This window comes from Pseudomonas sp. G11 (genome assembly GCF_029457515.1).
Taxonomy (GTDB): Bacteria; Pseudomonadota; Gammaproteobacteria; order Pseudomonadales; family Pseudomonadaceae; genus Aquipseudomonas; species Aquipseudomonas gorinensis.
Genome location: NZ_CP120377.1, coordinates 4,535,870 through 4,549,473 on the forward strand (window position 1 = coordinate 4,535,870; position 13,604 = coordinate 4,549,473).

The following is a 13,604-nucleotide window of genomic DNA, read 5'->3' on the forward strand; positions in this document are numbered from 1 at the left end:
AGTCAATCCACGAATTCGGGTTTCTGCTTGCTCATATGGGCCGCGATGGCCACGCGCAGGTCGTTGGATTGCAACATAGCCGAGTTCCAGGTGGCAACGTATTCCAGGCCGTCATTGACCGTATGGTCACGCATGTAGCTGATCATGGCCTTGGTACCGGTCACGGCGATCGGCGATTTGGCGGCGATTTCATGGGCGATTTCCAGGACGCCGGCCAACAGGCTTTGCTGGTCGGCATACACGCGATTGACCAGGCCGATGCTGCGCGCTTCCTCGGCACCGAACGCGCGGCCGGTATAGGCCAGCTCACGCAGCATGCCGTCGCCGATAATGCGCGGCAGGCGTTGCAGGGTGCCGACGTCAGCGGCCATGCCGATGTCGATTTCCTTGATGGAGAATTGCGCGTCCTCGGCGGCGTAACGCATGTCGCAGGCGCTGATCAGGTCGATGGCCCCCCCAATGCAGTAACCCTGGATCGCCGCCAGCACCGGCTTGCGGCAGTTGTCGACGGCGTTGAACGAGGCTTGCAACTCAAGGATCTTGCGGCGCAGCAGGCGTGCGTTACGGCCCACGTCCTTGCCGAACGCATTGGCCACCGAGGCCAGCATCATCAGGTCGATACCGGACGAAAAATGCTTGCCGGCACCGCTGAGTACCACGGCGCGCACGGCGTCGGTGTCTTCCACCCATTGGAAGATATCGATGATCTCGGTCCAGAACGCCGCGTTCATCGCGTTGATCTTTTCCGGGCGGTTGATCTGCACATGGGCAACGTTACCGATGAGTTCGACGACGAAAGCTTGGTATTCGGACATGGCAGTGATCCCTGGCTGGCGATTGAGAAAGGCCAGACTATAACAAGGGTGCACAAGGGCGCATCGGCCAAAAACAGGACTGGTAAAAGCCATTGAATGCAGTGGCGCAGGGTTGACGGCACGCCGATACATTTCATCCAGGCCCGACGGTTTATCGGCTATACACTCTGGGGCACTGTCTGGAGTCGTTTATGCCGTCCACGTTTCGCTCATCGTTGATTCTGGCCCTGGTGGTCGTGTTCACCGGCATTGGCGCCGGCCTGGGCGGGATGCTCCTGGCGTTGCTGCTGCATGGCATCCAACACCTGGCCTACGGCTACAGCCTCGACAGCCTGGTCGGGCATGAAACCTTTCTGCGGGGTGTCACTGCCGCGCCCCCCGAGCGGCGCTTGCAGGTGTTGGTGGTGTGCGGCCTGGTCGCCGGCCTGGGTTGGTGGGCCGTGTATCGCTATGGTCGCCCGCTGGTGAGCATCAAGCAGGCGGTATCACCCACGATGCCGATCATGCCGCCCAAGACCACCCTCGCCCACGCCCTGTTGCAGATCGTCACCGTGGCGCTGGGCTCGCCCCTGGGCCGTGAAGTGGCGCCGCGCGAGGTCGGCGCACTGGCCGGCAGTTGGTTGTCGCAACGCGCGCGGCTGACCCCGGATATGCACCGTTTGATCGTTGCCTGTGGCGCGGGCGCGGGCCTGGCGGCGGTGTACAACGTGCCGCTGGGCGGCGCGGTGTTTGTGCTGGAGGTGCTGGTGGGCGCGTTCAGTTGGCCCGCGGCGCTGATCGCCCTGGCGACCTCGGCCATTGGTGCGGCCGTGGCCTGGATCGGGTTGGGAGCGGAGGCGCAGTACGTGGTGCCGCATTTTGTCCTGAGCCCGGCATTGATCGCCTGGGCCGTGGTCTGCGGGCCGCTGTTTGGCATGGCCGCCTACGGTTTCACGCGCCTGACCGGCGCCGCGCGGGCGAAGGCCGCGCGCGGCTGGCGCCTGCCGGTGCTGTGCTTGATTAATTTCACACTCATCGGCGGCCTGGCGATGCTGCTGCCGCAAATCCTCGGCAATGGCAAAGGCCCGGCGCAATTGGGCTTCGACAATGAACTGACGATCGGACTGGCCGCACTGTTGCTGCTGGTCAAGGTGCTGATCACCACCAGCAGCCTGCGCGCCGGAGCCGAGGGCGGGCTGTTGACGCCCGGCCTGGCCAACGGCGCGCTACTGGCGATTATCCTCGGCGGCGCCTGGAGCCTGGCGTGGCCGGGGGTACCGTTGGGGGCTTTCGCGATCATCGGCGCGGCCGCTTTCCTGGCCGCCAGCATGAGCATGCCGCTGACAGCGATCGTGCTGGTGGCGGAATTCACCCGTATCGAGCATGACTTCCTGGTACCGATTATTCTCGCGGTGGTGGGTGCGGTCTGCGTGAGCAAGCTGTGCCAACGCTGGGAAAGTGCTGGAAAAAAGCCGGCCCAAGCGCCATCCTGCGCGCTTTAAGCCGCCCCATCAGCGGCGCTCGACGTTTAAGGACATGCCCATGCTCACCCAACCCCTCACCCCCGCCGATTTCGAATTTATCGAAGACACCCTGCTCCAGTACGGCGATGACCATTCGGTGCTGAACCTGGCTGAGCTCGACGGCTACTTCACGGCCTTGGTGTCCAGCCCGGCGCAGGTGGATATCGCCGAATGGTTCCCGGCGATCTGGGGTGGGCAAAACCCGGACTGGGAAAGCGCCGAGCAAGCCAAGCAGTTCCTCGAACTGTGCGTACGCCATATGAACGCCCTCGCCACACAGCTGGCCACCGATGCCCAGGGTTTCAAGGCGCGCTTCGATGACACCGAGCATCAGGGGCAAACCGTGACCCTCGCCGAAGAATGGTGCTTTGGTTATATCCGTGGTGCCGCGATCGGCAACTGGCCGGACCTGCCCGCTGAACAGGCCGCGAACCTGGAGAAAATCTCCTGGTGCGCCGAACAGGACAACTTCGAGTTGCCGGCCGACCTCGATGTACAGGCCCATCAGCAGCGCGCCAGCGCAATCGAACCGGCCGCCCGGGCGCTGCACGATTACTGGCTCGCCCAGCGCTAAGCCTCGACAAGCGTGGCGTCTATGCCCGATTATTCGGGTCCGCCCGTCGGCCACTCCGTACCACCTTGCCTTGAATCAGGAGCCTTGTACCTTGAGTTCGCAGAAAACCGTGACCGTTACACCGCCCAATTTCCCCCTCACTGGCAAGGTCGCGCCCCCCGGCTCCAAATCCATTACCAACCGCGCCCTGCTGCTGGCGGCCCTGGCCACCGGCACCAGCCGCCTGAGCGGCGCACTGAAGAGTGATGACACCCGGCACATGTCGGTGGCCCTGCGCCAGATGGGCGTGATCATCGATGAGCCGGACGACACCACCTTCGTGGTCACCGGTTCAGGCAAGCTGCAATTGCCGGCGCAACCGCTGTTCCTCGGCAACGCCGGCACCGCCATGCGCTTCCTCACCGCCGCCGTGGCCACCGTGCAAGGCACCGTGGTGCTGGACGGCGACGACTACATGCAAAAACGCCCGATCGGCCCGCTGCTGGCGACCCTGCGTGAGAACGGCATCCAGGTCGAGAGCCCGACCGGCTGCCCCCCGGTGACCGTGCACGGCGTCGGCAAGGTCCAGGCCAAGCGCTTCGAGATCGATGGCGGCTTGTCCAGCCAGTACGTCTCGGCCCTGCTGATGCTCGCAGCCTGCGGCGAAGCGCCGATTGAAGTGGCGCTGACCGGCAAGGATATCGGCGCCCGTGGGTATGTGGACCTGACCCTGGACTGCATGCGTGCGTTCGGCGCGCAGGTCGAGGTGGTCGACGACACGACCTGGCGCGTGGCCCCCACCGGCTACACCGCCCATGACTACCTGATCGAGCCCGACGCTTCCGCCGCCACGTACCTGTGGGCTGCCGAAGTGTTGACCGGCGGCCGCATCGACATCGGCGTGGCCGCGCAGGACTTCACCCAGCCGGACGCCAAGGCCCAGGCCGTGATTGCCCAGTTCCCGCACATGCAGGCCACGGTGGTCGGTTCGCAGATGCAGGATGCGATCCCCACCCTGGCCGTGCTGGCCGCGTTCAACAACACCCCGGTACGCTTCACCGAACTGGCCAACCTGCGGGTCAAGGAATGTGATCGGGTGCAGGCGCTGCATGACGGCCTGAACGAGATTCGTCCGGGCCTGGCGAGCATTGAAGGCGACGACTTGCTGGTCGCCGCCGACCCGGCGTTGGCCGGCACGTCGTGCAACGCCCTGATCGACACCCACGCCGACCATCGCATTGCCATGTGCTTTGCCCTCGCCGGGCTGAAGGTCTCGGGCATCAGGATTCAAGACCCGGACTGCGTGGCCAAGACCTATCCTGAGTACTGGAAGGCCTTGGGCAGCCTCGGTGTGGCGCTGACTTACTGAGGAAAACGCGTCGGAATGGGGAGGGAATGAACATGACGATTCGCCAACCCTGCCCACCCGGCGCCTGCGTCTGCGATCGCGAACAATTGCTGCAAGCCCCCGGCGCCGACCTGCGCATTCTCAGCCTGACCCGCCAGGAAGAAAAACGCCTGCTCGAACGCCTTGAAAACCTGCAGAACCTGCAAGACCTGGAACGTATGCAGCAGCGGATGTACGAGCTGTTGGGGATTCGCGTGCACATCGCGCCGGGGCACACCGAGGTCAAGAGCATGCGCGGGATTCAGATCGTGATCGACGAACTGCCCGGCATGTGCCGCAAGACCCGACAATCGATCCCGGCGGCGATTCGTCGGGGCCTGGAGAAAAACCCGGAAATTGCCTACCGCCTGCTGGACGCCCACGATCTGTTTCGCGAAGGTTGAATCAACCGGCAACCGTCTCGGCCTCGAACAGTCTCTGCCCCACCGCCTTGGCCGTTTGCAGATGCGCGGTCGCCGCGCCATCTTCCGACTCCAGCAACAGCTCCGACGTCACCACCTGGGCCCCGCAGTAATCAAAGATCCCGTAGTCGATTTGCGTGCGCATCGCCTTGGCATAGCCATGTCGATCAAAGGCGCTTTCATCGGCGGCGCCCAGGGCCAGCAGGTGCACACGCAAGTGGCGCAGCTTTTTCACCACGGGCGTGGCGGGGCCGTAGTCGATTGCCCAGCCGTTGACGAAAACGCGGTCGACCCAGCCCTTGAGCAACGCCGGCATGGACCACCAGTAGATTGGGAACGCTATCACCAGCGCATCGGCACGGTCGATGCGCGCTTGTTCGGCCAATACGTCGGCCGGCGGCGTAGCGCGGATACGGTGCACCAGGTGATCGGCGGCGGTGTAGCGCGGGTCGAAGCCTTCGGCGGCGAGGTTGGCGATTTCGAAGCTGTGGCCCGCCGCAGTCAGCCCGGCAGCCACCTGCGCGGCCACGGCGTGGGTGAGCGATTGTGGGTCGTGATGGGCAACGACGATGAGTGCGTGCATGACTTTGACTCCCTTTCGGTTTAATCTACTTTTAGTAAGTTAATGCGGACAAGTTACTTTTGGTATATAAGCATGTCAAGCCTTGAATCCCCTGCCCCACGTCGTCGCCTGTCCCGTGAAGATCGCCTGCGCCAATTATTGGATGTGGCCTGGCAACTGGTGCGCGAGGAAGGCACCGAAGCGCTGACCCTGGGCCGCCTGGCGGAACTGGCGGGCGTGACCAAGCCGGTGGTCTACGACCATTTCGTCACCCGCGCCGGGTTGCTCGCCGCGCTGTATGAAGACTTCGACGGGCGTCAGACCCAGGTGTTTGCCGAGGCCCTCGACGCCAGCAGCGCGACCTTGGAAGAGCGCGCAGGGGTGATTGCCTCGTGCTATGTCGATTGCGTGTTATTGCAGGGCCGGGAAATTCCGGGGGTGATTGCGGCACTGAGCAGCTCGCCGGAGCTGGAAGCGCTCAAGCGCAAATACGAGGCGATCTTTCTCGACAAATGCCGCGCCGCGCTGGCGCCCTTTGGCCAGGTATCACAGGCAGGATTGCGGGCGATGCTGGGTGCCGCGGAAGCGTTGTCCCACGCAGCCGCCAGTGGCGAAATCCGCCGTGAAGAGGCGCAACAGGAGTTGCTGGCGACGATTCTGGCGATGGTCAATCGCTCACGGAGCTGAAGACTGGACGGGCTTGCCCTGATGCCGTCCAGTTAAGGCTTTTTTGTAGGAGCGAGCTTGCTCGCGAAGAACTCACAGGCGCCGCGTTGATTCAGGAAACACGCGTTATCGTTGAGGTTCTTCGCGAGCAAGCTTGCTCCTACAGAAAGAAGGCGATGTACGCTCAATTGAACGGCATTAGCGCAAACCCGCTCGCCACAAAAAATAGCCAACCCGGCCCAGGCTAGCGCCCCGCAACAAACAACTGGACCTTGCGCGCCAGTTGATCCAGGTGCCGATCGCGCTGTTTCTCGGCATCCACCATTGCGCGCTTGCCGTGCTTTTGCAGCAGGTAGGTATGGATCTGCCGCACCTCCAGCGAGCTGTAGATAGACGCTACATCCAGCACGCCCATCAGCCCATCGCTGGCGTAGCTGCGGGTGTTCATCAGCACCTGGGTGTCACGCGCGGCTCGCACTTGAAAACCCATGGCTTCGAACACCGGTACCTTCTCCACCGCACATGCCAGTTCGGCATGGGGGTAGCGCGCCAGCACGTCCTGAAGCATTCCGCGCGCCACGCCCTGGCGCCGAAAACCGGCTTGCACCGCCATGAACGCGATACCACACGCTTGAGGGTCATCTTTCATCGGTAGGTACAGGCAAAAGCCAATCACCTGTTCGTCTTCCATCGCCACGACCAGCTCGACCGCAATCCCCTTCGATCCACCCAACGCCTCCAGGTACAGGTGCACCTCAAAGCCAACGGCGTACTGGTAGATGGTGTAGAGCAGGTTGCTCGGCGGCAGTGCCACACTGCTGATATCGGTGAGGTTGTCCACCACCATCTGCAGGATCTGGCTGTTGATCGGCTCGGGGCACGGCGCGGTGTAGCGGGTAAGGCTGAACATGCAAATTCCTGGGTTTCACGTCAAGGCAGCGCGGATTGTACCTGCTGGGCACACACCTCGCGCAAACAGCTGCGCAACCAGCGATGGGCCAGGTCGGCGTCCAGGCGGGGGTGCCAGAGCATCGCGACAGTGAACGTCGGCAGCGCCAGTGGCAGTGGGAAACAGAACAGGTCGCGCCGGTCGGCGGTGTAGCGCTCGGGAACGGCGGCGATCAGGTCGGTGCTGCGGGCCAGGGCAATCGCGGTGGAAAAACCGGCGACGATGCTGGTGATCTGCCGAGCCAGGCCCAGCGCTTCGAGGGCATCGTCGATCTGGCCGCGCGCCTGACCGCGCCGGGACACATACACATGGCGGCCCTGGGCAAAACGTGCGGCGCTGACGTCGCCCTGACTGAGGGCATGACCGCTGCGCACCACGCCGATCAGGCGATCGCGAAACAGCGCCTGGGTCAGCACTTCGGGGCTGGCGGTGGGGTCGACCACACCGGTTTCCAGGTCGACGCTGCCTTCACGCAGCAAGAGGTTGTCTTTATCGGTCTTGTTGACGAAGCGCAGGCGCACACCCGGGGCTTGCTGATCGAGACGGGCCAGCAGCGCCGGACCAAAGCTTTCAACAAACTCCTCGCTGGTGCGCAAGGTAAACGTACGTGTCACCTGGCCCATGTCCAGGGATTGCACGGGGCGCAACACGGCCTGGGCGTCCTGCACCAGGCGGCCGACCTGTTCACGCAACTCCAGCGCCCGTGGCGTCGGCACCAGGCTTCGGCCCGCGCGGACCAGCAACGGGTCGCCCGTGGTTTGCCGCAGGCGTGCCAAGGCGCGGCTCATCGCCGAAGGACTCAGGCCCAGGCGCTGGGCCGCGCGGGCGACGCTGCCTTCGGCCAGCAGCACATCCAGGGTGACCAGCAAGTTGAGGTCGGGCATCAGCGCTCCTATCAGGCGTTTGACGCAGGTATTCAGTGCAACTCATGCGTCTTCCGCCATGTTAGGCCACGCCGTAGATTTGTGACAGTTGCGTTCATTCAAGGAATCTCCCATGCACACTTCCTCACGTGGCGGTCTTACCAGCCTGTCCCTGTCCATGTTGCTCGCGTCCCTTGGCACCAGCATTGCCAATGTCGGCCTGCCGCGCCTGGCGCAAATGTTCGATGCGTCATTCCATGCCGTGCAATGGGTGGTGCTGGCCTACCTGATGGCGATCACCGCGGTGATTGTCAGCGCCGGACGCCTGGGCGATCGCCTGGGCCGCAAGCGGTTGTTGCTCGCCGGGTTATTGTTGTTTGCGCTCGCCTGCGGGCTGTGCGGTGTCGCGCCCGACCTGCATGGGTTGATTGCCGCGCGGGTCGCGCAGGGGCTGGGCGCGGCGATCATGATGGCGATGACCCTGGGCCTGGTCGGCGATACGGTGCCCGCGGAACGCACCGGACGCGCGATGGGTTTGCTCGGCACGATGTCGGCGGTGGGCACGGCCATGGGCCCCAGCGTCGGCGGCATGTTGCTCAGCGTGTGGGGCTGGCAGGCCCTGTTCCTGGTGGGTGCGCCCCTGGGGTTACTGGCGGCCGCCCTCGCCTGGCGCTACTTGCCGGCTGATCAGCAACGGGCGCGCCCAGCCGCCAGCGCAGGGTCGTCATTGAAAGCCGGGGCGTTGTGTGCCGGCCTGGCGATGAGTGCGTTGGTCGCCGCGGTGATCATGGCGACCTTTGTGGTCGGCCCTTTTTACCTGTCCCTTGGCCTGGGGCTGGCCCCTGAATGGATGGGCCTGGCCATGGCCGTCGGCCCCTGTGTCGCAGCGCTCACCGGTGTACCGGCAGGCCAACTCACCGACCGCCTGGGCAGCCAGCGCATGACGCTCGCGGGGCTGGGCACTCTGCTCGGTGGCGCCCTGCTGCTGTCACTGGCGTCGGGACTGGTCGCCTACCTGGGCTCACTGGTGATTTTGACGGCGGGCTACAGCCTGTTCCAGGCCGCCAACAACACCGCAGTGATGAGCGGTGTGGAAAGCGCGCGCCGCGGTACGGTCTCGGGCCTGCTCAACCTGTCACGCAACCTCGGGCTGATCTTCGGTGCCTCGGCCCTGGGCGCGGTATTCGCGCGGGCGACCCCCGACGTTGTCCATGGGACCGTGCAATCGGTGACGGAGGGCCTGCATGCGACCTTTTTCGTCGCCGCCGGCCTCATGCTGCTGGCCTGTGCGATTGCAGGGTGGCGCGGTGTCGACCGCGCTCACCTGTTGACAAGATAAAATCGTAACGACTATTGTCTGACAACCTGACTACCAAGGTTGTCCCATGCTTGAGCTCCAGCGCCCCGATTCGCTTGTCGTACGGGTTGTCAGCGCGATCCGCGCAGAAATCGATTCCGGCCAATTGCCGCCCGAATCGCGCTTGCCCACCGAACAGCAATTGGCGGAGCAACTCAACGTCAGCCGCTCGGTGGTGCGCGAGGCTATCGCCCAGCTCAAGGCCGACGGCGTCATCACCGCGCGCCGCGGGCTGGGCTCGTTCATTTCGCAAACCCCGGCCGGCACGGTGTTCCGTTTTCCGCAGCCGAATGGCCGTCTTCCCGACCTGGCGCAGATGTTCGAGGTGCGCCTGTGGATCGAGACCCAGGCCGCCGCAATTGCCGCCCGGCGCCGCGACGACGCCGACCTGCAACGTATGCAACGCGCCTTGCAGGCCATGCAGGAGCATCGCGACAACTTCGAAGCCGCCGCCCTGGCCGACGTGGAATTCCACCGCGCCATCGCCGACGCCAGCAAGAATGACTACTTCGTGGCCTTCCATGACTTTTTGCGCAGCCAGTTGGCCAGCGCACGCAAGACAGCCTGGGAAAACTCGGCCTCGCGTTTTGTCACCGGCTCCGCGGATGCGACCCAGGAACACCAGTTGCTCTATCAAGCCATTGCCGACGGTGACGCTCAACGCGCCGCCGCCAGTGCCGAGGCCCACCTACGCGCTGCGGCCGGGCGCCTGAGCCTGGAATTGCCCACCACCAACTGACCGATTCCACCCCGTTTATAGCGTGTCCTCGACACGCCATTTTTTTAACAAAAACATTAGTCTGACAACCTGATAAGCAGACTGAAATGTGCACTGTGAGGTCCCCCACGCAATGATTCACGACTTTTGCATCATCGGCGGCGGCATCGTCGGCCTGGCCACGGCAATGGAGCTGCTCAAGCGCCAGCCCGGCGCGTCTTTGGTGATCCTGGAAAAAGAGCCCGTGCTGGCCAAACACCAGACCGGCCATAACAGCGGCGTGATCCACGCAGGCATTTACTACGCGCCAGGCAGCCTCAAGGCTGACCTGTGCAAGCGCGGCGCCGAAGCCACCAAACAGTTCTGCACCGAACACGGGATCAAGTTCGAGGTATGCGGCAAGCTGCTGGTGGCGTCCAGCCCGTTGGAAATGCAGCGGATGGAAGCCTTGTATGCCCGCGCCCAACTCAATGGCATGAAGGTCGAGCGCCTGGACGCGGACCAGTTGCGCCAACGCGAACCGAACATCGTCGGCCTGGGGGGGCTGTTTCTTGACGCCACCGGCATCGTCGATTACCGCCAGGTATGCGAAACCATGGCCCAGGTCATCCGCCGCAGCGGGGGGGAGATCTGCCTGGAGCGCACCGTGACGGCCATCCACGAGGACAGCGACAAAGTCACCGTCAGCACCCGCGGCGAAACCTGGCAAGCACGCCATCTGGTGGTGTGCGCAGGCTTGCAGTCAGACCGCCTGGCGCGCCTGGCCGGGGTCAGGATCGACCACCAGATCATCCCGTTTCGCGGCGAATACTTTCGTCTGCCGGCGGCGAAAAACAACATCGTCAACCACCTGATCTACCCGATTCCCGACCCGGAGCTGCCGTTCCTCGGTGTGCACCTGACGCGCATGATCGACGGCAGTGTGACCGTCGGCCCCAATGCGGTGCTGGGCCTGGGCCGTGAGAACTACCGCAAGTTCTCGGTGAACTGGCGTGACGTGGCGCAGTACGCCAGCTTCCCCGGTTTCTGGAAAACCCTCTGGCAAAACCTCGGTTCAGGCACCGCCGAGATGAAGAATTCTTTGTTCAAGTCCGGCTACCTGGAGCAGTGCCGCAAGTACTGCCCATCGCTGACCCTCGACGACCTGCTGCCCTACGAGGCCGGCATCCGCGCCCAGGCAGTGATGCGCGACGGCAGCCTGGTGCACGACTTCCTGTTCGCCCAGACCCCACGAATGCTCCACGTCTGCAACGCGCCCTCGCCGGCCGCCACGTCAGCCATGCCAATCGGCGCCATGATCGCCGACCGCCTGTTCAAGCCCGAGTAACCCCTGCAATACACGTCCATTTGACAATAACTACAAAGACCCAGAAGGAAGTCCAGCATGACGGCATCTGCCTCCATCCCCGGCACCGAAACGCCCGCACAAACCCGCAAGCGCCTGCGCAAAGTCGCCGCCGCCACCATCTTTGGCTCGATGCTGGAGTGGTACGACTTTTACCTATACGCCACCATGGCGGCGATTGTGTTCTCGAAGATCTTCTTCGATAACAGCGACCCTAAAGCCGCCGCGCTGATGGCCTTCTCCACCTTTGCCATCGGCTTCATCGCTCGCCCGTTTGGCGGCATCCTGTTTGGCTACCTGGGCGACAAGTTCGGCCGCAAGCAAGTGCTGGTGCTGACCTTCTGCCTGATGGGCGTGTGCACCACGCTGATCGGCCTGATTCCCAGCTATGCCTCCATCGGCATCTGGGCGCCGATCGTGCTGGTGTTTATCCGCATCATCCAGGGCCTGGGCGCAGGCGCCGAGCTGTCAGGGGCGGCGGTCACCTCCTATGAACACGCGGCGCAGGGTAAACGCGGCAGCCAGGGCGCCTGGCCGGCCCTGGGCCTGAACCTCGGTTTGTTGCTGTCGTCGCTCACCGTGTACCTGCTGACGATCAACGGCAACGAGTTCCTGTTGGCCGGCGGTTGGCGCATTCCGTTCATCTGCAGCATCGTCCTGGTGGGTGTGGGCCTGTGGGTGCGTAACAGCATTCCGGAAACCCCGCAGTTCAAGGAACTGAGCCAGGAAGCGAGCAAGGCCAAGGCGTCGCCTCTCAAAGCCTTGTTCAAGAACGACCTGAAGGGCCTGGCCGTGGTGTTTTTCGTGGCCATTGGCTACAACGCCCTGAGCTACATCTTCAAGACCTTCTCCCTGGCGTACCTGACCCAGTTCAAGGGCGTGGATGTCCACGTCACCTCGCTGTCGGTGACCATTGCCAGCCTGATTGCCATCGTCGCCGTGCCCTGCTTCGGCTGGCTGTGCGACAAGTGGAGCAGCAAGACCGTGCTGATACTGGGCGGGTTGCTCTCGCTGCTGTTCGCCTACCCGTTCCTGGCCCTGCTCAACACAGGTGAAAACCTGATGATCTACATCGCCATCGGCGTCGGTACCGGCCTCCTCGCGCCCATGATGTTTGCACCTCAGGGCTCGTTCCTGAGCCGACAGTTCCCCACCCAGACCCGCTCTTCGGGTTTCGGTACCGGGCGCGAAATCGGCACCGCCATCGCGGGCGGCCTGGCCCCGCTGGGCGCACTGTCGATGGTGGCAGCATCAGCGACCCACTCCACCGATGGCGTGGTGATTATCCTCGCCATTTCCGCGCTGCTGGTGGTGGTGTTTGCCTTGTGCGACCAGGGTCGTAAACACTCGGCATTCAAAAACTGAGGAAAAAAGTTCGGACCAACGGGTGCATGGACGCCCCCACATCGCGCATCATGGGCACTTTCAAGTTCAAGGGTAACGTCCATGCGCGTTCTGTCATTGATGATGGGTCTTACGACGCTGGCCGCCAGTGTAGTGTTCTGCGCCAGCGCGATGGCGAATGAAGAAAGTCAGTTGGTACAACAGATCAACGCGTACCGCAGCCAGGTGCAACGCTGCGGTGACCAGGGTTCCCAGGAACTGCCGCCGCTGGCCAACGATACGCGGCTGGTGTTGCCCGCCAGCAATGTCGGCGACCTGCAACAGGCGCTGGCACGGGCGGCGTACCCGATGGTGAATGTGCAAGCCATCAGCCTGTCCGGCCCCAAGGATGCCCAGGCGGCCATGAAGGCTGTGCGTGAAAGCTTCTGCCGCGTGGTCCTGGACCCGCAGTTCGTCGACATCGGCGTGAGCAACAACGGCCAGGATTGGCGCATCGTACTCGCCCGCCCCCTGCTGTCCAGCGGCCGGGGCGATTGGCAGACCGAGGGCAAGCAACTGCTGAACCTGATCAACGCCGCCCGTGAACAACCGCGCCAGTGTGGCACCCAGGCCTTTAACGCGACCACCCCGTTGTCGTGGAACGCCAACCTCGCCGATGCGGCCAACAGCCATGCACGCAACATGGCCAACGGCAATTTCTTCGATCACCTCGACCCTGACGGCCGCACCCCAGGCGACCGCGCCGAACTGGCCGGGTATATCGCGAAGAACATCGGGGAAAACATCGCCGCCGGCCTCGACACGCCGCGCAAGGTGGTGGATGGCTGGCTCGCCAGCCCCGGCCATTGCGCCAACCTGATGAACCCGCAGTTTCGCGAACTGGGCGCCGCCTATGCGATGGATCCGAAGAGCGATGCCGGGATTTACTGGACCGGTTTATTCGGCTCGCAATAAGGTTTGGGCAGCGGCCCCCGCCGACGCTCGTGCCGCGTTCAAACAGGGGCAGCATCAAATCGCCATCTAAGGGATACTTGCGCTGAACTGGCGGCGATTAACCGGGTCAGTAGCTTGGCGCCTGTCACGTTCGGGCGCGCTATAAGACTCTGGCAGACAAGGTGTTT

14 protein-coding genes are annotated in these 13,604 nt (G+C 63.6%); 10 read left to right on the forward strand and 4 right to left on the reverse strand.

Annotated features, from left to right (window positions below; genetic code table 11):
* Positions 1-2: 2 nt before the first annotated feature.
* Entirely contained in the window at positions 3-815 is an 813-nt protein-coding gene (locus P2T68_RS20920) for a crotonase/enoyl-CoA hydratase family protein (protein ID WP_024075183.1), read from the reverse strand.
* A 191-nt stretch (positions 816-1,006) separates the two neighbouring features.
* On the opposite strand from P2T68_RS20920, the gene P2T68_RS20925 reads away from it, so the two are divergent.
* The 4 genes from P2T68_RS20925 (at position 1,007) to P2T68_RS20940 (ending at position 4,661) form a co-directional block, all read left to right on the forward strand.
* On the forward strand, positions 1,007-2,296 hold the full coding sequence (locus tag P2T68_RS20925) for a chloride channel protein (RefSeq protein WP_277378235.1): 1,290 nt from the start codon (positions 1,007-1,009) through the stop codon (positions 2,294-2,296).
* Between the two features lie 40 nt (positions 2,297-2,336).
* Positions 2,337-2,891, forward strand: a complete 555-nt coding sequence (locus tag P2T68_RS20930; protein ID WP_024075181.1) for a UPF0149 family protein — start codon at positions 2,337-2,339, stop codon at positions 2,889-2,891.
* Positions 2,892-2,982: 91 nt separating this feature from the next.
* Positions 2,983-4,239, forward strand: a complete 1,257-nt coding sequence (gene aroA, locus P2T68_RS20935; RefSeq protein ID WP_024075180.1) for a 3-phosphoshikimate 1-carboxyvinyltransferase — start codon at positions 2,983-2,985, stop codon at positions 4,237-4,239.
* A 32-nt stretch (positions 4,240-4,271) separates the two neighbouring features.
* Positions 4,272-4,661: a hypothetical protein gene (locus P2T68_RS20940; protein ID WP_041161191.1), complete on the forward strand. Its 390-nt coding sequence runs from the start codon at positions 4,272-4,274 to the stop codon at positions 4,659-4,661.
* A gap of 1 nt (position 4,662) precedes the next feature.
* On the opposite strand, the gene P2T68_RS20945 is transcribed toward P2T68_RS20940, so the two are convergent.
* Positions 4,663-5,262 carry an NAD(P)H-dependent oxidoreductase gene (locus tag P2T68_RS20945; protein ID WP_277378236.1) on the reverse strand — a complete coding sequence of 200 codons (600 nt, stop codon included), beginning with the start codon at positions 5,260-5,262 and terminating at the stop codon, positions 4,663-4,665.
* Between the two features lie 72 nt (positions 5,263-5,334).
* On the opposite strand from P2T68_RS20945, the gene P2T68_RS20950 reads away from it, so the two are divergent.
* A complete protein-coding gene (locus P2T68_RS20950; protein ID WP_277378237.1) occupies positions 5,335-5,928 on the forward strand; it encodes a TetR/AcrR family transcriptional regulator in 594 nt (197 codons plus the stop codon).
* A 223-nt stretch (positions 5,929-6,151) separates the two neighbouring features.
* On the opposite strand, the gene P2T68_RS20955 is transcribed toward P2T68_RS20950, so the two are convergent.
* Entirely contained in the window at positions 6,152-6,817 is a 666-nt protein-coding gene (locus P2T68_RS20955) for a GNAT family N-acetyltransferase (protein WP_277378238.1), read from the reverse strand.
* A gap of 20 nt (positions 6,818-6,837) precedes the next feature.
* A complete protein-coding gene (locus tag P2T68_RS20960) occupies positions 6,838-7,740 on the reverse strand; it encodes a LysR family transcriptional regulator (RefSeq protein WP_024075175.1) in 903 nt (300 codons plus the stop codon).
* A gap of 112 nt (positions 7,741-7,852) precedes the next feature.
* Here P2T68_RS20960 and P2T68_RS20965 point away from each other — a divergent pair, with 112 nt between their 5' ends.
* From P2T68_RS20965 to P2T68_RS20985, 5 genes are all read left to right on the forward strand, one after another.
* On the forward strand, positions 7,853-9,058 hold the full coding sequence (locus tag P2T68_RS20965; RefSeq protein ID WP_277378239.1) for an MFS transporter: 1,206 nt from the start codon (positions 7,853-7,855) through the stop codon (positions 9,056-9,058).
* Between the two features lie 46 nt (positions 9,059-9,104).
* Complete coding sequence (locus tag P2T68_RS20970; protein WP_024075173.1) at positions 9,105-9,815, forward strand: FCD domain-containing protein; 711 nt, start codon at positions 9,105-9,107, stop codon at positions 9,813-9,815.
* Between the two features lie 112 nt (positions 9,816-9,927).
* Positions 9,928-11,121 carry an L-2-hydroxyglutarate oxidase gene (gene lhgO, locus P2T68_RS20975; RefSeq protein WP_024075172.1) on the forward strand — a complete coding sequence of 398 codons (1,194 nt, stop codon included), beginning with the start codon at positions 9,928-9,930 and terminating at the stop codon, positions 11,119-11,121.
* A gap of 57 nt (positions 11,122-11,178) precedes the next feature.
* The gene (locus P2T68_RS20980) at positions 11,179-12,504 is read left to right on the forward strand and encodes an MFS transporter (protein ID WP_102624222.1); all 1,326 of its coding nucleotides are present in this window, start codon (positions 11,179-11,181) and stop codon (positions 12,502-12,504) included.
* A gap of 81 nt (positions 12,505-12,585) precedes the next feature.
* A complete protein-coding gene (locus P2T68_RS20985; RefSeq protein WP_024075170.1) occupies positions 12,586-13,437 on the forward strand; it encodes a CAP domain-containing protein in 852 nt (283 codons plus the stop codon).
* Positions 13,438-13,604 lie beyond the last annotated feature (167 nt).

Excerpts from the sequence above, each read along its gene's own strand:
- P2T68_RS20985 (WP_024075170.1), top strand. The coding sequence starts at position 12,586 with ATGCGCGTTCTGTCATTGATGATGGGTCTTACGACGCTGGCCGCCAGT.
- P2T68_RS20925 (WP_277378235.1), top strand. The coding sequence starts at position 1,007 with ATGCCGTCCACGTTTCGCTCATCGTTGATTCTGGCCCTGGTGGTCGTG.
- P2T68_RS20960 (WP_024075175.1), bottom strand. The coding sequence starts at position 7,740 with ATGCCCGACCTCAACTTGCTGGTCACCCTGGATGTGCTGCTGGCCGAA.
- P2T68_RS20930 (WP_024075181.1), top strand. The coding sequence starts at position 2,337 with ATGCTCACCCAACCCCTCACCCCCGCCGATTTCGAATTTATCGAAGAC.
- P2T68_RS20955 (WP_277378238.1), bottom strand. The coding sequence starts at position 6,817 with ATGTTCAGCCTTACCCGCTACACCGCGCCGTGCCCCGAGCCGATCAAC.
- P2T68_RS20950 (WP_277378237.1), top strand. The coding sequence starts at position 5,335 with ATGTCAAGCCTTGAATCCCCTGCCCCACGTCGTCGCCTGTCCCGTGAA.
- lhgO (WP_024075172.1), top strand. The coding sequence starts at position 9,928 with ATGATTCACGACTTTTGCATCATCGGCGGCGGCATCGTCGGCCTGGCC.
- P2T68_RS20920 (WP_024075183.1), bottom strand. The coding sequence starts at position 815 with ATGTCCGAATACCAAGCTTTCGTCGTCGAACTCATCGGTAACGTTGCC.
- P2T68_RS20940 (WP_041161191.1), top strand. The coding sequence starts at position 4,272 with ATGACGATTCGCCAACCCTGCCCACCCGGCGCCTGCGTCTGCGATCGC.
- P2T68_RS20980 (WP_102624222.1), top strand. The coding sequence starts at position 11,179 with ATGACGGCATCTGCCTCCATCCCCGGCACCGAAACGCCCGCACAAACC.
- P2T68_RS20965 (WP_277378239.1), top strand. The coding sequence starts at position 7,853 with ATGCACACTTCCTCACGTGGCGGTCTTACCAGCCTGTCCCTGTCCATG.
- P2T68_RS20945 (WP_277378236.1), bottom strand. The coding sequence starts at position 5,262 with ATGCACGCACTCATCGTCGTTGCCCATCACGACCCACAATCGCTCACC.
- P2T68_RS20970 (WP_024075173.1), top strand. The coding sequence starts at position 9,105 with ATGCTTGAGCTCCAGCGCCCCGATTCGCTTGTCGTACGGGTTGTCAGC.